Annotated in this window: 23 protein-coding genes; 7 read left to right on the top strand and 16 right to left on the bottom strand. The window is 58.7% G+C overall.

Going from position 1 to position 22,998, the window contains the following annotated elements:
• Positions 1 to 42: 42 nt before the first annotated feature.
• From DS906_RS06290 to DS906_RS06275, 4 genes are all read right to left on the bottom strand, one after another.
• Positions 43 to 1,413, bottom strand: a complete 1,371-nt coding sequence (locus tag DS906_RS06290) for a glutamate--cysteine ligase (protein ID WP_113789369.1) — start codon at positions 1,411 to 1,413, stop codon at positions 43 to 45.
• A gap of 64 nt (positions 1,414 to 1,477) precedes the next feature.
• Positions 1,478 to 2,005, bottom strand: a complete 528-nt coding sequence (locus DS906_RS06285) for a hypothetical protein (protein ID WP_058273616.1) — start codon at positions 2,003 to 2,005, stop codon at positions 1,478 to 1,480.
• Positions 2,002 to 2,850, bottom strand: a complete 849-nt coding sequence (locus DS906_RS06280; protein ID WP_233494704.1) for a GNAT family N-acetyltransferase — start codon at positions 2,848 to 2,850, stop codon at positions 2,002 to 2,004. The genes DS906_RS06285 and DS906_RS06280 overlap by 4 nt, the downstream gene beginning before the upstream one ends.
• Positions 2,847 to 3,572 (bottom strand): 16S rRNA (uracil(1498)-N(3))-methyltransferase, encoded by a 726-nt coding sequence (locus DS906_RS06275; RefSeq protein ID WP_113789368.1) that lies wholly within the window; start codon positions 3,570 to 3,572, stop codon positions 2,847 to 2,849. The genes DS906_RS06280 and DS906_RS06275 overlap by 4 nt, the downstream gene beginning before the upstream one ends.
• A gap of 12 nt (positions 3,573 to 3,584) precedes the next feature.
• On the opposite strand from DS906_RS06275, the gene ubiA reads away from it, so the two are divergent.
• From ubiA to DS906_RS06255, 4 genes are all read left to right on the top strand, one after another.
• On the top strand, positions 3,585 to 4,547 hold the full coding sequence (gene ubiA / locus DS906_RS06270; protein WP_113789367.1) for a 4-hydroxybenzoate octaprenyltransferase: 963 nt from the start codon (positions 3,585 to 3,587) through the stop codon (positions 4,545 to 4,547).
• A 65-nt stretch (positions 4,548 to 4,612) separates the two neighbouring features.
• The gene (locus tag DS906_RS06265) at positions 4,613 to 6,547 is read left to right on the top strand and encodes an OmpA family protein (RefSeq protein WP_113789366.1); all 1,935 of its coding nucleotides are present in this window, start codon (positions 4,613 to 4,615) and stop codon (positions 6,545 to 6,547) included.
• A 1-nt stretch (position 6,548) separates the two neighbouring features.
• Positions 6,549 to 6,869: a hypothetical protein gene (locus tag DS906_RS06260; RefSeq protein ID WP_058278866.1), complete on the top strand. Its 321-nt coding sequence runs from the start codon at positions 6,549 to 6,551 to the stop codon at positions 6,867 to 6,869.
• Between the two features lie 172 nt (positions 6,870 to 7,041).
• Positions 7,042 to 7,572 carry a hypothetical protein gene (locus DS906_RS06255; RefSeq protein ID WP_113789365.1) on the top strand — a complete coding sequence of 177 codons (531 nt, stop codon included), beginning with the start codon at positions 7,042 to 7,044 and terminating at the stop codon, positions 7,570 to 7,572.
• A gap of 49 nt (positions 7,573 to 7,621) precedes the next feature.
• On the opposite strand, the gene DS906_RS06250 is transcribed toward DS906_RS06255, so the two are convergent.
• The 3 genes from DS906_RS06250 to pgsA are packed head-to-tail and all read right to left on the bottom strand — an operon-like array spanning position 7,622 to position 8,987.
• Positions 7,622 to 8,065: a molybdenum cofactor biosynthesis protein MoaE gene (locus DS906_RS06250; RefSeq protein ID WP_113789364.1), complete on the bottom strand. Its 444-nt coding sequence runs from the start codon at positions 8,063 to 8,065 to the stop codon at positions 7,622 to 7,624.
• A gap of 4 nt (positions 8,066 to 8,069) precedes the next feature.
• Entirely contained in the window at positions 8,070 to 8,315 is a 246-nt protein-coding gene (gene moaD / locus DS906_RS06245; protein WP_113789363.1) for a molybdopterin converting factor subunit 1, read from the bottom strand.
• A gap of 3 nt (positions 8,316 to 8,318) precedes the next feature.
• Positions 8,319 to 8,987, bottom strand: a complete 669-nt coding sequence (gene pgsA / locus DS906_RS06240; protein WP_113789362.1) for a CDP-diacylglycerol--glycerol-3-phosphate 3-phosphatidyltransferase — start codon at positions 8,985 to 8,987, stop codon at positions 8,319 to 8,321.
• A gap of 178 nt (positions 8,988 to 9,165) precedes the next feature.
• On the opposite strand from pgsA, the gene DS906_RS06235 reads away from it, so the two are divergent.
• Complete coding sequence (locus DS906_RS06235; protein ID WP_113789380.1) at positions 9,166 to 10,050, top strand: DMT family transporter; 885 nt, start codon at positions 9,166 to 9,168, stop codon at positions 10,048 to 10,050.
• On the opposite strand, the gene uvrC is transcribed toward DS906_RS06235, so the two are convergent.
• From uvrC to DS906_RS06200, 7 genes are all read right to left on the bottom strand, one after another.
• The gene (gene uvrC, locus DS906_RS06230; RefSeq protein WP_113789361.1) at positions 10,047 to 11,921 is read right to left on the bottom strand and encodes an excinuclease ABC subunit UvrC; all 1,875 of its coding nucleotides are present in this window, start codon (positions 11,919 to 11,921) and stop codon (positions 10,047 to 10,049) included. The genes DS906_RS06235 and uvrC overlap by 4 nt on opposite strands.
• 290 nt (positions 11,922 to 12,211) lie before the next feature.
• Positions 12,212 to 12,991, bottom strand: a complete 780-nt coding sequence (locus tag DS906_RS06225) for an SDR family oxidoreductase (protein WP_113789360.1) — start codon at positions 12,989 to 12,991, stop codon at positions 12,212 to 12,214.
• Between the two features lie 21 nt (positions 12,992 to 13,012).
• Positions 13,013 to 13,975, bottom strand: a complete 963-nt coding sequence (locus DS906_RS06220) for a calcium/sodium antiporter (protein WP_108860676.1) — start codon at positions 13,973 to 13,975, stop codon at positions 13,013 to 13,015.
• A 168-nt stretch (positions 13,976 to 14,143) separates the two neighbouring features.
• A complete protein-coding gene (locus DS906_RS06215) occupies positions 14,144 to 14,941 on the bottom strand; it encodes a S49 family peptidase (RefSeq protein ID WP_113789359.1) in 798 nt (265 codons plus the stop codon).
• A 104-nt stretch (positions 14,942 to 15,045) separates the two neighbouring features.
• Complete coding sequence (locus DS906_RS06210; RefSeq protein WP_058273631.1) at positions 15,046 to 15,807, bottom strand: ABC transporter permease; 762 nt, start codon at positions 15,805 to 15,807, stop codon at positions 15,046 to 15,048.
• Positions 15,804 to 16,733 carry an ABC transporter ATP-binding protein gene (locus DS906_RS06205; RefSeq protein ID WP_113789358.1) on the bottom strand — a complete coding sequence of 310 codons (930 nt, stop codon included), beginning with the start codon at positions 16,731 to 16,733 and terminating at the stop codon, positions 15,804 to 15,806. The genes DS906_RS06210 and DS906_RS06205 overlap by 4 nt, the downstream gene beginning before the upstream one ends.
• 101 nt (positions 16,734 to 16,834) lie before the next feature.
• The gene (locus tag DS906_RS06200) at positions 16,835 to 18,157 is read right to left on the bottom strand and encodes a TAXI family TRAP transporter solute-binding subunit (RefSeq protein WP_147235190.1); all 1,323 of its coding nucleotides are present in this window, start codon (positions 18,155 to 18,157) and stop codon (positions 16,835 to 16,837) included.
• A 66-nt stretch (positions 18,158 to 18,223) separates the two neighbouring features.
• Between DS906_RS06200 and DS906_RS06195 the strand changes: the two genes are divergently transcribed.
• Positions 18,224 to 19,333 (top strand): CaiB/BaiF CoA-transferase family protein, encoded by a 1,110-nt coding sequence (locus tag DS906_RS06195; RefSeq protein ID WP_113789356.1) that lies wholly within the window; start codon positions 18,224 to 18,226, stop codon positions 19,331 to 19,333.
• A 47-nt stretch (positions 19,334 to 19,380) separates the two neighbouring features.
• Here DS906_RS06195 and hemE read toward each other — a convergent pair whose 3' ends face one another.
• A complete protein-coding gene (hemE, locus tag DS906_RS06190) occupies positions 19,381 to 20,424 on the bottom strand; it encodes a uroporphyrinogen decarboxylase (RefSeq protein ID WP_113789355.1) in 1,044 nt (347 codons plus the stop codon).
• Positions 20,425 to 20,531: 107 nt separating this feature from the next.
• On the opposite strand from hemE, the gene hemC reads away from it, so the two are divergent.
• Positions 20,532 to 21,491, top strand: coding sequence for a hydroxymethylbilane synthase (gene hemC / locus DS906_RS06185; protein WP_113789354.1), 960 nt, complete (start codon positions 20,532 to 20,534; stop codon positions 21,489 to 21,491).
• 228 nt (positions 21,492 to 21,719) lie between these two features.
• Here hemC and DS906_RS06180 read toward each other — a convergent pair whose 3' ends face one another.
• Complete coding sequence (locus tag DS906_RS06180; protein WP_113789353.1) at positions 21,720 to 22,997, bottom strand: aspartate aminotransferase family protein; 1,278 nt, start codon at positions 22,995 to 22,997, stop codon at positions 21,720 to 21,722.
• Between the last annotated feature and the right edge of the window lies 1 nt (position 22,998).

The following is a 22,998-nucleotide window of genomic DNA, read 5'->3' as shown; positions in this document are numbered from 1 at the left end:
GTTGGCAAAAATTCTCCTAAAGGCAACAGGCCTAAAAGACGGTTAGTAACTGAAATCGGGATAAATCCGGGTCAGATCGCCGTTCCAGTCGCCGTTATAGTGATCCAGCAATTCATCCGCAGGAACCTTGCCGGTTTCGATACTGTCCTTGAGCGCATTCAGGAAATGCGTCTCATCCGGTACCAACCCACCTGCACCGGGAAAGGCGCGGGATTTCAGGCCGGCTTGGGCGATCGAAACCACCTCACCAGCCAGATCGTGCATGTTGATGTCGCCGACCTGCGCCTGCAGGCCGTCCCGGGCCGCGGCCACCCGCAGCTCTTCGCGCGTTTCGGCATCCCAGCCTTTGACCAGATCCCAGGCCGCATCCAACGCACCCTGATCATAGGTCAGACCGACCCAGAATGCGGGCAAGGCACACAGGCGCCGCCAGGGGCCACCGTCGGCCCCGCGCATCTCCATGAACTTCTTGATCCGCGCCTCGGGGAAGGCTGTGGTCAGGTGATCCGCCCAGTCAGACAACGTCGGCGTTTCGCCCGGCAATGCAGGCAGTTTGCCTTCCAGAAAGTCACGGAAGGACTGGCCCAGCGCGTCGATATACTTGCCGTCGCGATAGACGAAATACATCGGCACATCCAAGGCGTACTCGACCCAGGCTTCGAACCCGAACCCGTCTTCGAACACAAAGGGCAGCATACCGGTGCGCGCATCATCCAGATGACGCCAGATATAGCTGCGCCAGCTTTTCTGACCGTTTGGCTTGCCCTCAAAAAAAGGAGAATTGGCAAACAGTGCGGTTGCCACAGGCTGCAACGCTAGCGCGACGCGCAGTTTCTGCACCATGTCAGCCTCGGACCCAAAGTCGATATTGACCTGAACTGTACACGTCCGGCGCATCATCGACCGGCCCATGGTGCCGACCTTTTCCATGTAGTCATTCATCAGCCGGTAACGCCCTTTGGGCATCAGCGGCATTTCCTCATGGGTCCAGATTGGCGCAGCACCAAGGCCGATGAAGCCGACACCAATCTTGTCAGCGATATCCTTCACGTCACGCAGATGCGCGTTCACCTCGTCACAGGTTTCGTGAATGGTCTCAAGCGGCGCGCCTGACAATTCCAACTGCCCACCGGGTTCCAGCGAGACATTGGCGCCGTCTTTTTCCAGCCCGATCAGCTTGCCGGCCTCTTCCACCGGGGCCCAGCCGTGCAGATCGCGCAACCCCTGCAGCACTGCAAGAATGGAACGCTCACCCTCAAAGGGCAGCGGTTTCAGCGTGTCTTTGCAATAGCCGAACTTCTCATGTTCGGTTCCGATGCGCCAATCCTGTTTGGGCTTGCAGCCCGATTCCAGATATTCGGCCAGTTGCTCATGGCGTTCGATCGGTCCGCCGCCGGACTGGGGAATGGACATGAACCGTGCTCCGATCCTGATGTGTCTGTCGTTTGGTCAGTCGTGGTCTTAAACCGCGCCAGTGTCAATGCAGCCTCAAATGGGCCGGACGCAGAGGGGTACGTTCCCAAATAACCACAGGATGCGTCGCGCCACCGTTTAGTTCCGACAGCATTTGTTCGGTTTTCAAACCCGGAAGGGCCGAGAACACATCGAACAGCGCTTCGGCACCTTCCGCATTCACAGGAATGTGAAGCGTCGGCTGCCCCTGTTGATCCAAAATCCAATGCGCCGGGGACGATGTCGGGTCCAGCGCCAGGCGCTCGATTTCACGTGTCGCAACGATGCCGCCTGTCAGCGGCCCAAGGTAAGTGATCTGACCTTCATCGATTGTCACCAGACCGGGGCCGCCTGCACCGGTTCGAAACCGGGCACGTTGAATGCCAATAACGGCCAGCGCCACCGAGACTGCAATCAGAACCCAGCCCAGCCAACCCAGCAATCCACCGGGTCCGCCGATCCAGCTGAGGCCGACCAACAAGACGACCCCTGCCACCAGCACTTCACGCCAGCGCCACAGGGCCAGTTTGGCTTCGGGTCGGATGAAACTCATGCCGTGTCCTCGGGGTTTTTGAACAGAATCAGGGAATAGTGGCCTGCTGGCCGGAACCCAATTGCTATATAGGCACGCGCGGCGGCATCGCTAGCGGCAAACAAGACAGCGCGGGTTGCGCCGTTGCTGTGCGCCTCGCGTAGATGCAGCGCCACTGCCAGTCGTGCATATCCATACCCCCGAAGATCGGGCGGCGTATAAACACCGCCAATCTGGACAACCTCTGGCAAACGCGAGTTGAACCCGGTCATTCCTACTGGCCGACCATCAATCAACAAGGCCCGATGGGAATCGCGGTCGATATAGGCAGCGATATCTTTTTGTGCCTGAGGTTGCGCGCGTTCGGGGTCAAAGCCCATTGCTTCGATCAGATAGTCTTGCCGCCATCCCACTGTTATGGATCGGTCCAGTTCATCCAGCGGCACCAGTTTCGCGCCGGTGGCGTCCGGCATGACAAGATTACTCAGTTTCAGCGAGAATCCCGGCTCGTCGCTGTTTAGGGTTGCAGGCCGATCTTCCCATCTCGAAAGCTGCATGATCCGACGGGCTTGAGTGGCCTCAGCCGCCAGACCGAACAACTTGCGCCCTCGGATCAGGCGAATCGCCTGCCTCAGCTCGTCATCCGAGCATTCGGGGCATTGCGGCAGGACCATGCCTTCGTTGGTAATCCCAAAAACAGCCCGCGGGCCATCACCCAATGTCCACAAGTTCACGGCGCGCCGGTCTGAACCGCGCAAGCCGAAGTCCCGCAGGTTCGCCAGAGGGAACATGGACGTCTGGATGTGTTCGAACAGGAACCCGTCGATCTTTGGAACGTCTGCGCCTTGCGCTTCTCGCCAGCTCACACCCAGTCTCCCAGCGCCTGCTGCCACATGGTCAGCGCCGCAACGGCAGCCGTATCCGCGCGCAGGATGCGCGGGCCAAGGCTGACCACATGTGAAAAGGGCAACGCGGCCAGCCGCGCGCGTTCACGCTCGGAAAAGCCACCCTCGGGGCCGATGAGAATAGCCCAGGGCAGGTCCGTTTCATTGCCAGCCAACCGCCGGGCCGAGCCTACCTCGGCCTCATCGCAGAACATCAGTTGCCGCCCTTCCGGCCAGCTTTCCAATACGCGATCCAATCGCTTCAGATCAGCCACCTCGGGTACATAGGTCCCACCGCATTGCTCGGTCGCCTCAACGGCGTGCGCCTGCAATCGGTCCTGACGAATGCGGTCCGAATTGGTGAATTCCGTCTGCACCGGCATGATCCGCGCCGCCCCCATTTCCGCTGCCTTTTCAACGATAAAGTCAGTGCGCGCCTTTTTGATCGGCGCGAACAGGAACCACAGATCTGGGGGCAGTTGCAGCGGTTTGGTTTGCTCAAGGCACGCCAAAACGCCGCCCCGCTTGCCCGCCTCTGTCACCTCGGCCAGCCACTCTCCGTCTTGCCCGTTGAACAGCGCGACCTGTCCACCAACGGACAAGCGCATGACGCCAAACAGGTAATGGGCCTGCTCGCGCGTCAAAGGAACCGATTGCCCCTGACCCAGAGGGTGCTCTACATACAGTCTGATCTTTGCACTCATGAGACCTTACATATGCAAGGCAATGCCCCAACACCAGACGGTCAGGTTGCCGACGCTGTCAGCGGCAACTGGGTCGATTCATATGCGCCCGCGTTCACCCGCCCCTACCTGCGCCTAAGCCGGGCGGACCGGCCCATCGGCACATGGTTGCTGTTGATTCCCTGCTGGTGGGGATTGGCGCTGGCCATGCTCAGCGACGGCAACCCCCGGTGGGAGGATCTTTGGATCGCCATTGGCTGCGCCTTCGGAGCCTTTCTGATGCGCGGTGCGGGCTGCACATGGAACGACATCACCGACCGCGAATTCGATGGTCAGGTCGAACGCACACGATCCCGCCCAATCCCGTCCGGTCAAGTCAGCGTGCGCCAGGCCGTGATCTGGATGGGGCTGCAATGCCTGCTGGCGCTGATGATTCTGCTCACATTCAACCAAGCCGCAATTGCGATGGGTGTGCTATCGCTGTTGCCAGTAACGATATACCCATTTGCCAAGCGCTTCACGTGGTGGCCGCAGGTGTTTCTGGGGCTTGCCTTCAACTGGGGCATCCTGCTGGCCTGGGCTGCGCACACGGGAACCGTAAGCATACCCGCAATCACGCTATATCTGGCCGGGATCGCGTGGACGCTGTTTTACGACACAATCTATGCCCATCAGGACGCCGAGGATGACGAGTTGATTGGAATCAAGTCCACGGCCCGGCTGTTTGGTACCGACACTGCGCGATGGTTGAAATATTTCCTGGTGGCCACCGTGGCACTGATGGGATTGGCAATCATTGACGCCGCGACGACCCAGGTATCAATTATTGCCCTGGTGGTGGCCCTTGGCGGGCCTTGGGCGATGGGGTGGCACATGGCATGGCAACTGCGTGGGCTTGATATCGAGGACAACGCCAAACTGCTGCAATTGTTCCGCGCCAACCGTGACACCGGCCTTATTCCGCTGATCTTCCTTTGCGTCGCCTTGTTGCTCTGATTGCACCCGGGCCTAGGCCTCTGTAAGAGTTCTGAACACTCACCCGAGGAGTCGATTGTTCGCACATGCGTCTGCCTTATATCTTCGTCGTTGCCTTTGTCTTCCTTGCGTCCGCTGGGCTGTCCTTGCTGGCCGCAAGCTTTGCCGTAACAAAGGTCGAAGAAGCCTCGGAATTTGCCGTTCGGCGTGCGCTGGACCTGAAAGGCCATAACTGGGCCGAGGTCCAGTCAGACGGGCTGCGGGTGGTTCTGACCGGCACTGCCACGGATGAGGCAACACGATTTAACGCCCTGACGGCAGCGGGGACCGAGGTCGACACCTCGCGCGTGATTGATGAAATGGAAGTCGCGCCCACGACGCAGCTGGCCTCCCCACGCTTTTCTGCCGAAATTCTGCGCAATGACAGCGGTATCTCGGTTATTGGCCTTATCCCGGCCAGCGAAGATCGCGACGCTCTGACAAAAAGACTGCGCACGCTGAATGACGGGCCGATATCCGATTTGCTGGAAACCGCCGACTATCCAAAGCCCAAAGGCTGGGACGATGCGATCGCCTATGCCGTTGAGGCGCTGGCCCGACTGCCGCGAGCCAAAATCTCGGCCAGCCCCGGGCTTGTAAAGGTGACGGCAATTGCCGACAGCCAGCAGGAAAAAGAACGGCTTGAGCAAGCGCTGACGCGCGCGGCACCACCCAGCCTGCGCATTGGCTTGTCCATTTCCGCACCGCGCCCGGTCATTACACCTTTCACCCTGCGTTACCTGATCGACGAAAATGGCGGGCAATTCGATGCCTGTTCTGCCCAGGACGAACAGGCGCGGGACCGGATCGTCGCAGCCGCACAGGATGCTGGTCTGACCGGGCCTTATTCCTGCACCATAGGCCTGGGTGAACCCTCGCCGCGTTGGCCTGACGCTGCCGTGTTAAGCATTCGGGCGCTGTCGGAAATCGGCCAGGGTACGGTGACCTTGTCAGATGCGGATATCACTCTGGTCGCGGCCGAAGGCACTGGTGCCGCGCTGTTTGACCAGGTGATCGGCGAACTGGAAAACGCACTGCCCGAGGTCTTTGCCCTGCACGCGGTTCTGCCGGAACCCGAAACGGAAAACCAATCCGGCCCGCCCGAATTCTCAGCAACACGAAGTCCCGAGGGCCTGATGCAAATGCGCGGCCGGCTAGGGGATGAAACCCTGCGTGACATGGTCGACAGCTATGCCCGTGCAGCCTTTGGTTTCGAACACGTCCATACCGCAACCCGCGTGGCCCCTGACCTGCCCGCTGATTGGCCCATTCGCGTCCTCAGTGGGCTTGAGGCGTTGTCGCAACTGCACAATGGCGCGCTGACCGTGACACCGGACGAAGTGGTTCTGAACGGCATCAGTCACGACCCCAAAACCCGGGCCTATATTTCGGGGCTCTTGTCGGAAAAACTGGGCGAGGCACAAGATTTCAGCCTGTCGATCACCTATCAAAAGCCACCCGAGCCCGCAGACAAGCTGCCCGATCCGGATGTTTGCGAAGAGCGCATCGCCGAGGTTCAGGCGGGTTCCAAAATCGCCTTTGAACCAGGTTCTGCCACGGTCGCCGCCGAATCGCGCGATACGGTCAATCAGATCGCCGACATCCTGCGGGAATGCGGACCCATCCGGCTGGAGATTCAGGGCCACACTGACAGCCAAGGTCGCGAAGAGATGAACCAGCAGCTCAGCCAATCACGGGCACAATCCATCCTCAATGAGCTGCGCGCGCGGCGCGTGCCCACAGCCAGCTTTACCGCCTTGGGCTATGGTGAAACCCAGCCAATCGCCGACAATGACACCGAAATCGGGCGGGAAGAAAACAGACGCATCGAATTCCGCCTGATCCGGCCCGAATCCACCGCCGAATCTCAAACCGCGCTGGAAGCGATGGAAGACGAAACAGAGACGTCACAAGACGCAGAGCCAGAGGCCGAAGCCGCGGAAACGGATGCGGAAACCGACTCGGGCGCAGGGGACCAGTAAATTGAACAGAATCGAATTCATTATCGCGACCGCCGTCATATTGTTTGCCGCCTTTAGCATGGGATGGTTCGCCAACTGGCTGGCCCATCGCCTGTCGCGCGTCCGCCAAAGCGACGTCGCCGATCTGGACCGCATGAGCCAGGAGCTTCACGAAGCAGAGGAAACCCGTGACCAGGCGATCACCTATCTGCAACAACGCGAGGCCGAGTTGACCAACCAGCTGACCCAGACCGAGGCAGAACTGGCCGCCGCCATGGACGGCCTGCGCGCGGCGCGGCAAGAGGCTGAAGAATTGCGTGGGCGTATCAACAACGCGGATTGATCCCAGCCCCGGACTTAACAGCTGACCTGGGTTGGGGCAGACTGCACTTTCGGCACAAATCAGCCGATCGGAGGCAATCGCCTTCAATTTTTACAACAAATTCAATATTAGGAATTGGTGCATTTTTACACATGCACATGACTGTTCACTATCCAGAAAATTGGAGTGTACTATGAATTTCAAATCATCATTAACAACCGCCGCAACTCTAAGCATCTTCTCTGCTGTAGCCGCTTGGGCTTCAAGTGACGTGATACCTTCAGAGAACGATACCTTCACCAACTGGGGCGAAGAATCTGGTTGGACTATCTTTGTGGATGACACACGCGAGTCTTGCCTGATCGAACGCATGGACGAAAACCAGAACGTCGTTCAGATGGGTCTGACCAAGGACCACGAGATGGGCTATCTTGGTGTGTTCACGAAGAACGACATTGGCCTGAAGGGTAAGAAGGAAAAGATCTTCCTGTCACTCGACGGCAACGTCTACGAAGCTGAGGCGCACAAGAAGACTAAGCATCTCGCCGACGGATATACAGGCGGATACATCCTTGCGAACAACGCCCAGTTTGTGGATGACGTCATGAACAAATACGAAATGACCGTGTTTCCGAAGAAAGAGTTCGCATTCACCGTTAGTCTGGATGGTACTAAAAAAGCCATCGAAGCGGCACGGCAGTGTAACACCGAACAAAGCACCTAACTCGCTATGATAGACCCGGCACCAGATAATCCGGTGCCGGGCACAGAACCTACCACCGCGTCAGCGCATCTTCATCCTCATCCTTGGCTGCGACCCATTCCGCGCCGGATGTGGTGATTTCCTTTTTCCAAAAGGGAGCACGGGATTTCAGGTAATCCATCAGGTATTCTGCCGCCTCAAACGCATCCTTGCGGTGCCGCGCGGCAGTGGCCACCATCATGATCCGATCCCCCGGGGCAAGGCGCCCGTGGCGGTGGATCACCAGCACATCGCCCAACGACCAGCGCTGCTGTGCCTCTTCGGCTATTTTGGTTAGCGCGCGTTCGGTCATGCCGGGATAGTGTTCGATTTCCATCACATCCAGATCGCCGGATGCCAGATCGCGCACCACGCCGGTAAAGGTCACAATGGCGCCGTTGGCATCGTCCCCGGCGGCGAAAGTATTGGCTTCGGCGCCCAGATCGAACTCTTCCTGCTGAACCGAAATGCGCATCGTTTCAGCCGCCGGTCATCGGCGGGAAAAAGGCCACTTCGCGCACACCAACAAGCGATGCGTCAAAGTCAGACAGCTCTTGATCCAGTGCCACGCGCAATGCGGACAGGTCCGCAAAAGCGGCGGCATAGCGGTCTTCGCGCGCGCTCAGCTCGGCGACCAGATCGGAAACGGTCGCGGCCTCGGTCTCAATCCGTTCTTTCGGCAGGCCGATCCGTTCACGCACCCAGGCAAAATACAGCACGTCCATCCCTTAGCTCTCCTTCAGATGGGGCATGGCTTTACGTAGGTAGTCATAACCGGTGATCAATGTCAGCGCCGCGGCGATCCACAGCAACCACAGACCGACCCGGCCAGACCAGAACATCGCCTCAAGGTGCCAGCGCATATGATTTAGGTCTTCCAGCTGACCCGTTAGGACCAGATCCATCGTTTCGGCATCCATGCCGAACGTGGCCATCACAAAATTGTGCTCGAATATCCCCTGCGAAAACAGAACCGCGATCGCTACCATCTGAGCAGTCGTTTTCCATTTCGCCAGCTTGGTCACCTTCAGCGTTCCGGCCGTATCGCCCAAATATTCACGCAGGCCCGAGACAAACACCTCGCGGAACAGGATGACTGTCGCTGGCAGCACCAACCAGGGCGTCCAGTGCTCAGCGGAGTAACCCACAAGGATCATCAGCGCGATCACCACCATCGCCTTGTCCGCAATCGGGTCCAGCATAGCGCCGATCTTGGTTTCCTGTTTCCACGCTCGCGCCAGATATCCGTCGAACCAGTCGGTAATGGCTGCGGTCAGAAACAGGATCAGCGCAAACCAATCCGCATAGGGTCTGGTAAAATACAGAAACATTACGGCCAGACCGGGCGCGGCCACCAGGCGCAGGACGGTCAGGATATTCGGCAGGTTCCACTTCATGAAGCAGACCCTACATCGCCGACCGGGGACAGGAAAGACGGGGCGGAAAAAAACTGTACCGATCACAGAGGCTTGGTCAAAGCGCCGCAGTCCGGCGCGGCACCGGTTATTGACCTTGGCCCCGGGCCGGATTGTCGTCAGAGTGCAGCCGACCAAGCCCAATGGCAAAGACGACCCGATGACCCCAAATATTGAGACCGACGCGCGCGCCAACCTGATCGGTAGCGCATGGATGATCGGCGCGATGGCATGTTTTGCATTGGAAGACGCGCTGCTGAAAGCGGCGGCGGTTGCCTTGCCCGTCTGGCAAATTCTTGTCCTGTTCGGATTGGGTGGCGCGGTCATCTTTGCCTGTGTCGCCATCGCACGGGGCACGCGGCTGCTGCAACCGGATGTGCTGTCGCCTGCAATGAAGATCCGCGCGGTGTTCGAAATCCTTGGGCGGTTGTTTTACGTGCTGGCCATCACATTGACCCCATTGTCATCAGCAACTGTTATCCTGCAGGCCACCCCGCTTGTGGTCGTCGCCTGTGCCGCGCTTCTATTCGGAGAGACTGTTGGTTGGCGGCGGTGGAGCGCCATTCTCGTTGGCCTGATCGGCGTTGTCATCATCATCCAACCGACCGGAGACAGTTTCACCATCCTGTCCCTGTTGGCCGTGCTCGGGATGTTGGGATTTGCCGGCCGTGACCTGGCCAGCCGGGTCGCACCCGCCAGCCTTGGAGCCGAAGTTTTAGGGTTCTACGGCTTTGTCAGCGTGATTGTCGCTGGGTTTGCCTACAGCTTTTGGGAACAAGCCCCCATCGCGCCTGTGCCGTTGCTAACAAGCCTGCATATCGCCGGGGCGGTGGGCCTTGGCGCAATCGCATACACATCCCTGATGAAAGCCATGCGAACCGGAGAGGTGTCTGCCGTCACGCCGTTCCGCTATTCCCGCCTGCTGTTCGGTGTTGCCTTGGGCGTGATCTTTTTTGGCGAGGATCTGGACCAGACAATGTGGATTGGTAGTGGTCTGATCGTGGCCTCCGGCCTCTACATCCTGTGGCGCGGGCGCAAGGCCTAGCCCTTGTCATGGAAGAAATCATAAACTTTCTGCGCCAACCCTGCTGAGATCCCCTCGACCGCTTTCAAATCCGCCAGATTGGCCCGGCTCACGGCCTTGGCACTGCCAAAATGTGCCAGTAGGGCGCGTTTGCGTGCTGCCCCCACACCCGGGATTTCGTCCAGTGGTGTCGCGCCGACGGCCTTGGCCCGTTTCGCGCGGTGGGTGCCGATTGCAAACCGGTGCGCCTCGTCCCGCAGACGCTGAATAAAATACAGCACCGGGTCGTTGCGTTTTAAGGCAAAGGGGCGCTGACCGGTACGGTGGAACTCTTCCTTGCCGTGATCGCGATCAACGCCCTTGGCAACACCGACCATAGGGATGTCTTCGACCCCATGCTCGACCATGATTTCGCGCACAGCACTCACCTGCCCCGCGCCGCCGTCGATCAGTAACAGGTCGGGCCACAACCCCTTGTCACGATCCGGATCCTCTTTTTGCAGGCGAGTAAAGCGGCGGGTCAGAACCTCTTTCATCATGCCAAAGTCGTCACCGGGGGTCAGGTCATCACCCCGAATGTTGAACTTTCGATAGGCGTTTTTCATGTACCCTTCGGGGCCTGCCACGATCATCCCACCAACGGCGTTGGTGCCCTGGATATGAGAGTTATCGTAAACCTCAATCCGGTTCGGCGGGCTGTCCAGATCAAACGCTTCGGCCACGCCACGCAGCAGCTTGGCCTGCGTGGCGCTTTCCGACATCCGCCGTGCCAGGGATTCCCGTGCATTGCGCAAGGCCCCTGCAATCAGTTCCTGTTTCTCACCGCGCTGAGGCACTAGGATTTCGACCTTACGCCCCGCCTTCTCGCTCAGCGCCTCGTGCATCAGATCGGCATTTTCAACCGCATCCGACAGGATCAGCTGCCGGGGCGGTTCCTTGTTGTCGTAGAACTGGCCAAGAAACGCCTCCATCACCTCTGCGGCGGAAACATCCGCACCGACACGAGGATAGAAATCCTTGTTCCCCCAGTTCTGATTGGCGCGGATAAAGAACACCTGAACACATGCCTGCCCGCTGTCCATATAGAGGCCAATCACATCCGCCTCAGCCACGCCACGCGGATTGATGCCCTGCGAAGTCTGCACCTGCGTCAGCGCCCGAATGCGATCTCGCAGCCCGGCGGCACGTTCGAACTCCATCGCCTCGGACGCGGCCATCATCTGTTCGGCCAGCTCCTCTTGCACTTTGGTCGACCGCCCTGACAGGAACCGCTCGGCATCTTTGACGCTTTCGCCGTATTCGTCTTCCGAGATCAGACCAACGCATGGCCCCGAGCACCGCTTGATCTGATAAAGCAGACAGGGCCGCGTGCGGCCGTCAAACATGGAATCCGAGCAATTGCGCAGCAGAAACGCCTTTTGCAGCTGGTTCAACGTCCGATTGACCGCGCCTGCACTGGCGAAGGGGCCGAAATAGGTCCCCTTCTCTTTCTTCGCGCCACGGTGCTTTTTGATCTGCGGAAAGGCATGGTCCTTGGCGACCAGAATATTGGGAAAGCTTTTGTCGTCGCGCAGCAGCACGTTGTACTTGGGCTTGAGCTGCTTGATCAGGTTCTGCTCAAGCAGCAGCGCCTCGGTCTCGGTCCGCGTGGTCAGGAACATCATCGAAGCCGTCGCCGCGATCATTCGCTCAATCCGCCCCGAATGTCCCGGTCGCGCATAGTTCGACACCCGCGCTTTGAGGTTGCGCGCCTTTCCCACGTACAGCACCCGGCTGTCCGCATCCAACATGCGATACACACCGGGGGAGCTGTCCAATGTCTTCACATACCGCTGAATGCAGGCATAGCCGGTCAGTTGAGTGTCAGGGGTCGGTTCGCTGTTTGTTGTCATTTGCCTGAGATATGATTCTCTGACCATGGCTGCAATCTTGTGGCCCCCAGATCAAGAGAAAACAAATCCACGGTTTCTGTGGATAAGTGTGAAGATAAGTTTCTGAGCTTGGCTAATTTCCCTTGATTCATTAAGGAATCCTTGATTTGCACAAAAAATAGGCAGATATTTAACTCGTTGTTTTCATTGTAAATATTTTCATTCACAAGGCAAGTGTATGAAAAAAAAGACATTTTTGTAACGCGAAGGTAACGGAATCGAGAGCAGTGCAAAACTTGCAGCAGTTTTATCTATTCAGGGCCCAGAACATCCGGTGTTTTCCACCCCAGATGCTGACCCCCGTCGACGCACAATAGTTGGCCTGTGACCGCATGCGCATCCAGGAAATAACCCAAAGCCGCGGTGATATCGGATGGGTTCGATCCGCGCTCCAGAACCGTGTTCGCGCGCTGCGCATTGAAGTGTTCTTGGCTTTGCCGATGACCTTGCATCGTTGGGCCAGGCCCAATCGCGTTGACTCGGATCGCTGGCGAGAGCGCCTGCGCCGAGGTGCGCGTCAACGCCCACAAACCCATCTTGGCAATCGTATAGGTCATGAACTCTGGCGTGAGCTTGCGCACCCGCATATCCACCATGTTCACGATCAGCCCGGTGGCAACAGGCTCACCCGCCTCGTCCGTGCCCGGCTTCAGCCCCTGCGCAGCCATGGCCTGCGTCAGGACGAAAGGCGCGCGCAGGTTGCTGTCGAGGTGCCGGTCCCAGCTTTGCCGCGTGGCGGATTGAAGGTTGTCGTATTCAAAGATCGACGCGTTGTTCACCAGACAGGTGATTGGTCCGCCCAACGCCTCTGCCGCGCGGGGCAGCAAGGTCAGGACCTGCGCCTCATCCAGCAGATCGGCGTGCAAGGCGACCGCCTTGCGCCCAAGCGCCTGCACCTCGGCCACGGTTTCGGCAGCAGGTTGTTCAGACGTCGCATAGTGCACGGCGACGTCATATCCCCGCTTTGCCATATACAGGGCCATTGCCCGACCAAGACGAATACCTGCACCGGTCACCAACGCTCGGGCCATGGATTTCCCCTTATCTTCAGGTCACGCCAGCAGCGAGACGATGTAGACCGCATACAGCAGCGTCAACACCAGACCCCAGCCGCGCGTGATATCTTGTTTCAAGAACACGAACGGGATCAACAGAAGCGATGCGCCCAGCATGACCCACAGATCGAAACGCAGGAATTCCGGGTCCACCGGGATACGTCCAAACAACGTGGCGATCCCGACGATGGCCAAAAGGTTGAACATGTTCGACCCGATCACGTTGCCCAAGGCGACATCCGCCTGTCTGCGCAAGGCCGCCATGACGGTCGTGGCCAGTTCCGGCAGGGATGTCCCCACCGCGATCAGGGTCAGACCGATAATCGTTTCGCTGACGCCATATGTGCGGGCAATGATCGTGGCATTGTCGACCAATAGGTGCGCCCCCATCGGCAGGCCGATCAGGCCCAGGACCAGATAGATCGATAGTTTCCAATAGGGCATGTCCGGATCGGCCTCTTCCAGACCTTCCAGCTCATCCTCTTCCGCACAGGCTTCACCGCAGGCTTTGCGATGCGCGCGCGCATCGCGGAACGCGTTGAGCAGGACCAATCCCAAAGCAGCCAGCAAGATCGCACCACTGGCCATGTTGAACACGCCGCAAAATGCCAGGCCGATGAACAGCACCGTGGCCAGTAACATGAACACATAGTTTCTTCGGGTGTTGCATTCGCTGGTGTGCAGCGTGGCAAGCAAGGCTGGCAGACCCAGAACCAGCAAGATGTTTGCTGTATTCGACCCGACCACGTTACCCAGCGCAATCCCCGGCGCGTTTTCCTTGATCGCGCTGATCGCGATCAACAGCTCAGGGGCCGAGGTGCCAAAAGCGACGATTGTCAGGCTGACGATCAGAGCTGGCACACCCAAACGCAGGCTCAGGTTCACTGCACCGCGGACCAAAGCATCACCTGCCAGCAGCAAGATCAGCAAGCCGAGGCCGGATAACAGCCATGCCGTCATGTACGGCCTCCTTTTTCGCAGGAGCAAGGCCCCTTACCGATACTGAACCGTCCGCAGCGCGGGCATCTTGCAGACTGCAACTTCTTCTGCCCAGGAAAGCGCAGCTTGCCGAACATCGCCAGGACACCCATGGCGATCAGGAAAAGTGTGACAATCTTGACTATCACGTCACAAACCAAAGCGCGCGTAGGCCGCCCGCTCCTCAATTCCGGTTATGGCGTCCTGGGCAAGTGACGCCCCGAACCGCGACCAGAACGGTTTGCGGAGGCCATAGCGGCGGAACTTCACTTTGTCGCCGAACCGCTCCTGCATTTTCGGCCTCAGGTGCGCTACGCCGTCAATCAGGCCCAGTTCCTGCGCACGTCTGGCAAGCCAGACCTCGCCCGTGAACAGATCCGCACTTTGATCCAGCTTGTCACCGCGGCGGGCTTTGACATGGTCAATGAAGTTCGCGTGGATATCACCCAGCAAGCCTTGCAGCCGCGCGACATCTTCTTCTTTTTCCGGCGAGAACGGGTCGAGCATTGATTTTGATTTGCCTGCCGTATGTACGCGCCGCTCGATGCCTTGCCGCGCCAGAAGGACATGCGCGCCAAACCCGGCTGAAATCACACCGATCGACCCCAGGACCGAGCTGTCATCCGCCCAGATTTCGTCGGCGGCAGCGGCCAGCCAGTAGCCGCCAGACGCTGCAACGTCTTCGACAAAGGCAATAACGGGGATCTCAAGCTCTTCCGACAGCCGCCGGATTCGCGACCCGATCAGAGAGCTTTGCACCGGCGATCCACCGGGCGAGTTGATCTCAAGCGCCACGGCCGCAGGTTTACCCTTGCGAAACGCCTTTTCCAGAACGGGGGCCAGCGCGGTGTCGTTCAACGATCCACGCCCCGCCATTCCGATAGCGCCAGACAGGCGAACCACGGCCACGAGGGGCTGCTTTTTGACAAATGGCAGGCTGAGCTTCATGGGTGCCGATGTAGAGTGCGGCTGGGCCCTAAACAAGGGACCGTTCGAGCCTTAGACGTGACGTGAACCAAATTCACACACATGGCGGGCAAAAATGCAACGCCCTAGCTGCGAATGCGCCAACCGGTTTTGAAGATCCAGCCGATCACAGCCAGACAAGTCCCCGTGAAGACCAGAATCGCCAGCAGGCTGAATCCGATCGGGACATCGGCCAACCCGTAAAACGACCAGCGGAACCCGGAAATCAGGTAAACAACCGGGTTGAACAGGGTGATCGTCTGCCACACCGGCGGCAGCATCGAGATCGAATAGAACGTGCCGCCCAGAAAGATCAGTGGCGTGACAACCAGTTGGGGCACCAAAGAAATCTGTTCAAAGTTGCTGGCCCATATCCCGACGATAAAGCCCAACAGCGAAAAACTGAGGCAGGACAGGATCAGAAAGGCCGCCATCGCAAAGGGGTGTTCGATGCGTATGTCCACGAAGAATGTGGCTGTCACAAGAATTACCAGCCCGACAAAAAGCGACTTGGTGGCAGCGGCCCCGACGTAACCTATTACGATTTCGATGAAATTCACTGGCGCCGACAACAGTTCGTATATCGTACCAAGGAATTTCGGGAAGTAGATCCCGAAAGACGCGTTCGAGATTGCCAGCATCACAACGGACAACATGATAAGCCCCGGCACGATGAACGCGCCATAAGATACACCCTCGACCTCTTGGATGCGGCTGCCGATCGCAGTGCCGAAGACCACAAAATACAATGAGGTCGACAGGACCGGCGACAGAAAGCTCTGTGCCAGAGTGCGGAAGAACCGGGCCATTTCGAACCGGTAGATTGCAGCGATGGCAGACCAGTTCATGCGGGTTCTCCGGATACCAGGTTCACGAAAATCTCTTCCAGGCTCGACTGCCGGGTCTGAACGTCGCGCAGAACAAGCCCCGCCTGCGCCACATCGTTCAGCAAGGTGGTGATCCCAGTGCGGTCCGCGTGGGTGTCATAGGTATAGACAAGCGAGTCGCCATTGCCGTTCAACGTCAGGTTATGCACAACCAAACTGTCGGGAATGGCCTGAATAGGATCGGCCAGCATAACCTCGATCTGTTTCTTGCCCATCTGGGCCATCAGGGTGTTCTTGTCCTGCACCAGCCGCAGCTCACCCTTGTCAATGACACCTACCCTGTCGGCAATGGCCTCGGCCTCTTCGATGTAATGCGTGGTCAGGATGATGGTGACCCCGGCCTGTTTCAGCTCGGCCACGATCTCCCACATGTCCTTGCGCAGTTCGACATCTACGCCGGCGGTCGGCTCATCCAGGAACAGCACGCGCGGCTCATGTGCCAGGGCCTTGGCAATCAGCACGCGGCGCTTCATGCCACCAGACAGTTCCTTGATCGCGTTTTTACGCTTGTCCCACAGAGACAGCTTGCGCAGGATCTCTTCGATCCGGGCGTTGTCGCTGCCATATCCGAACAGGCCCCGCGAGAACCGAACCGTGTTCCAAACTTTCTCAAACGGCTCAAGCGCGATTTCCTGTGGCACCAGCCCGATCATCCGGCGCGCGGCACGAAATTCGGTCTGGATGTCATGCCCACCAACGGTAACGGTGCCCGAAGTCGGAGTGGTAATGCCGCACACGGTGGAAATTAAGGTCGTCTTGCCAGCCCCATTCGGGCCCAGCAACGCCAGAATTTCGCCCTGCTCGATATCCAAGGACACCCCTTTGAGCGCCTCGAATCCGTCGGCATAGGACTTACGCAAATCCCTGATGGACAGAATAGTTGTCATACACATTCCCTGTTCTGGCGGGGACACTACCGCGACCGCCCGTCACAGAACAGGTCAATTCCGCACATTGCTCTGCGCTTTTTTGTGGGCGCGCGGCTGGGTCAGGTCTGACTATGCTGCTGCAATTCGGCCACCCGTTTTTGTACAAGTTCGACATGCAACCGCGCGTCGTACAGTCCTTGCCGATAGGCCGCGGGCAGCCGCAACGTTGCGAGGCGTTCGTCCAAGGCGTTCAGATGCGCCTGCATCTCGCGCAGCTCGTTGACACCGGGATTGTTGGCCAGTTCCTCCTCAATTTCGCGGATTTCGGGGTAGTGCTGCCAAACTCGCCACCGCATCGCGTAGGCATAGGCCATAGGCACAAGCCGGATCAGAGGCACCACAATGAAAAAGAACGGCAGCAACAGCAAAAGAACCCGGTTAATCTGTGCTGCGATCCAATAGGGCAGCCAATTATGCCAGGTCGAAGGACCATCAACAATTAGCTGCCGGGCCGTATTGTTGATCGTCATCCCTGCACCTTCGAGGTTGGGGAATGCCCCCGGATCGGCGATAATTCCGCGGGCACTGTGCAATTCAATCGCCGCCATCGTCAGACGGTTGATCAGCGCGGGGTGCAAATCCGGTCGCACGACCAGACGGGCTTCGATCGCTATCAACTCTACCGGTCGCGGCGGAAGAACTGGGTCCAACGACATTCCTCCCGCCGGAACTGTCACCACCGTCGCGTATTCCAACCGCCGCGAAATCGCCTGAACATGGTCCAGCGCCAGCACGCGAAGCCCCGGCTCTGCATATGCGGCCTTCAGATAGGGAGCTTCGATGGGGGCAACATAGACGGCAATATCCAAATCTCCGTCCAACAAAGCCGCCGCGGCTTTTGCATAGGGGATTGAGAAATGTGTATTATCCCCCTCATTCAAGCCGACCGCCTTTTCGAAATCCCGAAAAGCCGCAGCCGTACCTGAGCCTGGTGCGCCGCTGTTGATCCTCAAACCGGTCCACAAGGCGGGGTTTTTGGGGATTGTTGCGCCTTCGTTGACCAAAAAGATGATGGGTTCAAAAAACGCTGCCCCGACGGCCTCAGCCTTTTTCGGATCAACCCGGATACCGCCTTGTAGAAATGCAGCGTCGACATCGCCCGCACTAAGCAGTTCAGCATTTTCGACCGAACCAGCGGTATCCAGTATTTCCAGTTGAATATCATCGCGCGCCAGAATTGCGGCGTAGTCCCGCGCAACGGTTTCATAAGCGCCGCCTTCTGGACCCGCCGCCAACATCATACTGCCAGGGGGATGCAGGCGCGAAAACACGCCTACCAACACCGCCAGCGCAACGGCGCCACCAAAAAGGAACCACAACCGCATCCGAGCCTCGCTCTCCATCCCGTTTGGAACGCTAAGGATCGCGTGACCATCTGGCAAGCCAACAGAATCCGGGCTTGCAATCCCCGGGTATCCCCGAAAACCTGCGCAGAAAGGAGAGGGCTCATGCTCAGCGGAATACGGATCATTGAAATTGAAGGTTTGGGGCCAGGTCCGTTCGCCGCCATGCTGCTGGCCGATCTGGGGGCGGACGTCATCACGATCCACCGCAAAGGCCAGCCTGCCGTACCGGGTATGCCCGAGCAATCCGTCCTGGACCGCGGCAAACGCTCGATTGACTTGAATCTGAAGGATGCCGCCGATCTGGACATCGCAAGGCGTCTGATCGCCTCGGCCGATGCGCTAATCGAAGGGTTCCGCCCCGGCGTGATGGAAAAGCTGGGGCTTGGCCCCGATGCTTTTCAGGAAACCAACCCAAAATTGATCTATGGTCGCATGACCGGATGGGGTCAGAACGGCCCGCTATCGGAAACTGCAGGGCACGATCTGAATTACATCTCGCTGTCCGGGGCACTGTGGTACGCGTCAGCAGCAGGCCAACCCCCGCAGACCCCGGCGACCCTAGTCGGGGATATTGGCGGCGGCGCCATGTATCTTGTCACCGGGATTCTAGCCGGGCTTCTCAACGCGCAGCGGACCGGACAGGGCACCGTGGTTGATGCCGCCATCTATGACGGATCGGCCCACATGATGAACCTGTTGATGAGCATGCGCCAATCCGGAAATCTGTCTGAAACGCGCGGTCACAGCCTGCTGGACGGCCCGCATTGGAGCCGCACGTACGCATGTCTGGACGGGGGGTTCATGTCCGTCCAGTGTCTTGAGCCCAAGTTCTACGCCGAATTCCTGCAAACACTGGGACTCACCAACGATCCCGAATTCAAAAACCAATATGTTCCGGCGCTATGGCCCAAACTCACACAGCGACTCACCGACTTGTTCGCCAGTAAACCCCGCGCCCACTGGGCCGATATGTTCCAGGGATCCGACGCCTGCGTTGCGCCCGTACTCGACCCGGTCGAGGCGCAAGCCCATCCCATGAACACCGCGCGCCAAACATGGATCGACCATGACGGCGCATTGCAGGCTGCGGCTGCGCCCCGCTTTTCGACCGAGACATGGCAGCCCAAAACCAGCCCCCGCCGAGGCGAGCACAAGCAGGATATTCTGGATCAACTGTCCACCAACGCGCCTCCCGACCCTTCACCTGGCTAAAAATATCCCGGGGTGAATTGGCCAGAGGCCAAGAGGGGCCGGCCCCTCTACGCGTCCCGCCAGGACCGAACCGTGTCTATCATCAGCTGAACATTGTCGGGATCGGCATCAGGTGTGATCCCGTGGCCCAGATTAAAGATGTGCGGCCCTTTCGAAAACGCCTCAACAATCTGGCGCGTCTCATCCACCAGCGCCTGTCCGCCGGTCACCATGTGCGACGAGGCCAGATTGCCCTGAACGCAGCCATCCACCTGCACATGCTCGACCGCCCAATCCGGCGACACAGAGTTGTCCAGCGCAACGCAATCCACGCCGGTGGTCTTGGCAAAACCTATGTAACCATCACCTGCCTCGCGCGGGAAGCCGATCACCGGTATACCGGGATGACGCGCTTTGATCGCCTGCGTGATCACACGGCAAGGCTCGACCGCATATTTCTGAAAGGCATCGCCCTTCAGCGACCCAGCCCAGCTGTCGAAAATCTTCACTACCTCGGCCCCGGCCTCGATTTGGGCCGAGAGATATTCGATGGTGGCCAGCGTGATCCGCTCCAGCAGCGCTTCGAACAGGGCTGTGTTTTCCTCGCGCAGCGCATGAGCCGGTCCCTGGTCCGGCGTGCCGCGACCGGCGATCATGTAGGTCGCAACCGTCCATGGCGCGCCTGCGAACCCGATCAGGGTCGTCTCGGACGGCAACTCACGCGACAGGATTCGCACGGTTTCATACACCGGCGACAACGTCTCATGGATATCCGATACCGGTTTCAGCGCGTCGAATTCGGATTGCTGCGTGATCGTGGATAGACGCGGGCCTTCGCCGGTGACAAACCACAGATCCGCGCTCAGCGCTTGCGGCACCAATAAAATATCCGCAAACAGAATAGCCGCGTCAAAGCCATAGCGGCGGATCGGCTGTAACGTCACCTCGGCCGCCAACTCGGGGTTATAACACAAAGACAAAAAGTCCCCGGCCTGCGCCCGGGTTGCGCGGTACTCCGGCAAATACCGTCCGGCCTGCCGCATCATCCAGATCGGCGGCACGTCCTGTACTTCACCCGCCAGCGCCCGCAGCAGTTTCTTTGTCTCGGCCATCTTTGTCCCCAATCGTCAGGTTTGTCGCCACGGGTCGTGCCTCAGTGGCAATTTGTCAAGCTCTGCCCCCATTGTCAGGGCAATGTGACGCGACTAAAGCTGTGCACATGACACTGACCCTGCCAACCCCCGCATCACCGCTCAAGATCGGCACTCGTGGCTCACCGCTGGCGCTGGCACAAGCCTATGAAACCCGGCAACGGCTGGGCAAAGCCTTTGATCTGCCCGAAGACGCGTTCGAGATTGTTGTAATCAAGACCACTGGTGACAACCGCGCCATGATTGATGCGGACCGCCCGCTGAAAGAGATTGGCAACAAGGGCCTGTTCACCAAGGAAATCGAAGAGGCAATGCTGCGTGGCGATATCGACATCGCGGTGCATTCCACCAAGGACATGCCGGTCGAACAGCCCCAGGGTCTGGTGCTGGACACGTTTCTGCCGCGCGAAGATGTGCGGGACGCCTTTATCTCACCCAGCCTGAGCTCGATCCGTGACCTCGCGCAGGGCGCAGTTGTGGGCACCTCATCGCTGCGGCGTCGGGCACAATTGTTGAACCGTCGCCCGGACCTGAATGTGGTCGAGTTCCGGGGCAATGTTCAAACGCGCCTCAAGAAGCTGGCAGATGGTGTGGCCGATTGCACGTTTCTGGCCATGGCCGGCATCCGGCGTCTGAATATGGAGGAGGTTCCCGCAACCGCCATCGCCGTCGAAGATATGCTGCCCGCCATCGCCCAAGGCACGATCGGCATCGAACGCCGTGGCGATGATTCCCGTGCGGCTGAAATGCTCGAGGCCATCCACAATGCTGAGACCGCGCAGCGATTGGCATCGGAACGCGCATTACTGGCCGCTTTGGACGGCTCTTGCGAAACGCCGATCGCGGGTTTGGCGGAAATAAAAGGTGATCAACTACGCCTGCGTGGTGAGGTTTTGCGCCCCGACGGGTCCGAATCAATATCCGAGGACACCTCAGGGTCGGTCGCAGATGGCCCGGAAATAGGTCGCGCCATGGCAGAATCCCTGCTGAAACAGGCAGGCCCAGGCTTTTTTGATTGGAAAAAATAAAAAAGTTTATGAAAAGTGAACTACTTCACTGAGACAGCGCCGTCGATGGTGCATAAAGTATTCATACCGGTTGTGAAGTCGGGTCGGTCTCGAAATAGTCGAAAGTTTTTTTAGTCCGTTCTCTTTTAAGTGGTATTCGAGGGGGCGAGACCAGACCCTGAAGTCCAACCAGTTAGGGCCGCTGTCAGAAATGACAGCGGCCCGCTTATTTTTATGACCTTGTGACCTCTATTCTGCGCTGATCGCCTGAACCGCTTTCTCAACGGCCATCCGCGTCTGATCCAGATCTGCTTGGGTCACAGCCAGAGACGGATAGAGTTTGCCGGGGGCTTTGAAAATCCCATGTGCGCGCAGCGAATCGTTGTAGACAACGTTAAGTCGGGGGTCGTCATGTTTGGCGCGTCGGTAGTCACGACAGTCCGTATCGGTGAAATAGATGTCGAAAAGCGTTTCGTCCCCGCAGATCTGATGCGGGATGCCGGCCCCGGTCAGCGCATCCATCTGCATCTGCTGAAGCTCGGCACCGATCGCGCGCAGACGGTCATACATGCCGTCGCGCCGCAAAACCTCCATTGTTTTCAACCCGGCAGCCGAAGCGACGGGGTTACCCGACAGCGTGCCCAACTGCATCAGCCAGCCTTCCTCGCCTACTTTCGCTTTGTCGAAATGCTGCATGATCTCGGCGCTTGCGCCCAGCGCGGCTAATGGGAAGCCGCCGCCGATGATTTTGCCCAAGGTGCAGATATCGGGCGTTACGCCATATTTCTCTTGCGCACCGCCATAGGCCAAACGGAATCCAGTGACGATTTCATCGAAAATCAACAGGACATTGTGTTTGTCGCAGAGATCGCGCAATCCCTGAAGGTATCCGGGTGCCGGAGGGACAATTCGTTGCAACGGCTCAATCATGATCGCGGCAACGTCATCATGCTCGGCCAGCAGGTTGGCAACGGCTTCCAGATCATTAAAAGGCGCGATCAGCATCTGCTCGGCCACGCTGTCGGGAATGCCCGCGCTGTCCGGGACCGCCTGGGGGAAGTTGACGTGCCGGCTGGGGGCCAGACTCATCTGTGCCTCGGCGCTCATCCCGTGATAGCCGCCTTCGAATTTCAGGATCTTGCTACGGCCAGTATAGGCACGGGCCAGACGGATGGCGTACATATCCGCCTCCCCCCCCGCGGCCACAAAGCGGACCTGCTCGCAACACGGCACCGCGTCAACGATGGCCTCGGCCAGTTCGATGCCCCGGGCGTTGTTGGCAAAGAAAGTCATACCCTTGGGCAGCTGTTCCAGCACGGCTTCTATGACCTCGGGGTGACCATGGCCCAGCAGCATCGGGCCCGAACCGATCAGGTAGTCCACATATTCATTGCCGTCTTCATCCCAGACATGGCTGCCCTCGCCGCGCGCGATGATGATTCCGGGATCGAAATTACCAAACCCACCGGCGGGCAGTACCTCATTCGCGCGGGCGATCCATTCGGATTGGGTGTTGATTTTCAGCATC

This window comes from Ruegeria sp. A3M17 (assembly GCF_003318255.1).
GTDB lineage: Bacteria > Pseudomonadota > Alphaproteobacteria > Rhodobacterales > Rhodobacteraceae > Ruegeria.
The sequence above is the reverse complement of the archived record's forward strand: the minus strand, read 5'-3'. Positions and strand labels throughout refer to the sequence as shown.

Coding starts and splice junctions, on each gene's coding strand:
- DS906_RS06290 (WP_113789369.1), bottom strand. CDS start 1,413: ATGTCCATTCCCCAGTCCGGCGGCGGACCGATCGAACGCCATGAGCAA.
- DS906_RS06285 (WP_058273616.1), bottom strand. CDS start 2,005: ATGAGTTTCATCCGACCCGAAGCCAAACTGGCCCTGTGGCGCTGGCGT.
- DS906_RS06275 (WP_113789368.1), bottom strand. CDS start 3,572: ATGAGTGCAAAGATCAGACTGTATGTAGAGCACCCTCTGGGTCAGGGG.
- ubiA (WP_113789367.1), top strand. CDS start 3,585: ATGCAAGGCAATGCCCCAACACCAGACGGTCAGGTTGCCGACGCTGTC.
- DS906_RS06265 (WP_113789366.1), top strand. CDS start 4,613: ATGCGTCTGCCTTATATCTTCGTCGTTGCCTTTGTCTTCCTTGCGTCC.
- DS906_RS06255 (WP_113789365.1), top strand. CDS start 7,042: ATGAATTTCAAATCATCATTAACAACCGCCGCAACTCTAAGCATCTTC.
- DS906_RS06250 (WP_113789364.1), bottom strand. CDS start 8,065: ATGCGCATTTCGGTTCAGCAGGAAGAGTTCGATCTGGGCGCCGAAGCC.
- moaD (WP_113789363.1), bottom strand. CDS start 8,315: ATGGACGTGCTGTATTTTGCCTGGGTGCGTGAACGGATCGGCCTGCCG.
- pgsA (WP_113789362.1), bottom strand. CDS start 8,987: ATGAAGTGGAACCTGCCGAATATCCTGACCGTCCTGCGCCTGGTGGCC.
- DS906_RS06235 (WP_113789380.1), top strand. CDS start 9,166: ATGACCCCAAATATTGAGACCGACGCGCGCGCCAACCTGATCGGTAGC.
- uvrC (WP_113789361.1), bottom strand. CDS start 11,921: ATGACAACAAACAGCGAACCGACCCCTGACACTCAACTGACCGGCTAT.
- DS906_RS06225 (WP_113789360.1), bottom strand. CDS start 12,991: ATGGCCCGAGCGTTGGTGACCGGTGCAGGTATTCGTCTTGGTCGGGCA.
- DS906_RS06220 (WP_108860676.1), bottom strand. CDS start 13,975: ATGACGGCATGGCTGTTATCCGGCCTCGGCTTGCTGATCTTGCTGCTG.
- DS906_RS06215 (WP_113789359.1), bottom strand. CDS start 14,941: ATGAAGCTCAGCCTGCCATTTGTCAAAAAGCAGCCCCTCGTGGCCGTG.
- DS906_RS06210 (WP_058273631.1), bottom strand. CDS start 15,807: ATGAACTGGTCTGCCATCGCTGCAATCTACCGGTTCGAAATGGCCCGG.
- DS906_RS06205 (WP_113789358.1), bottom strand. CDS start 16,733: ATGACAACTATTCTGTCCATCAGGGATTTGCGTAAGTCCTATGCCGAC.
- DS906_RS06195 (WP_113789356.1), top strand. CDS start 18,224: ATGCTCAGCGGAATACGGATCATTGAAATTGAAGGTTTGGGGCCAGGT.
- hemE (WP_113789355.1), bottom strand. CDS start 20,424: ATGGCCGAGACAAAGAAACTGCTGCGGGCGCTGGCGGGTGAAGTACAG.
- hemC (WP_113789354.1), top strand. CDS start 20,532: ATGACACTGACCCTGCCAACCCCCGCATCACCGCTCAAGATCGGCACT.
- DS906_RS06180 (WP_113789353.1), bottom strand. CDS start 22,997: ATGCTGAAAATCAACACCCAATCCGAATGGATCGCCCGCGCGAATGAG.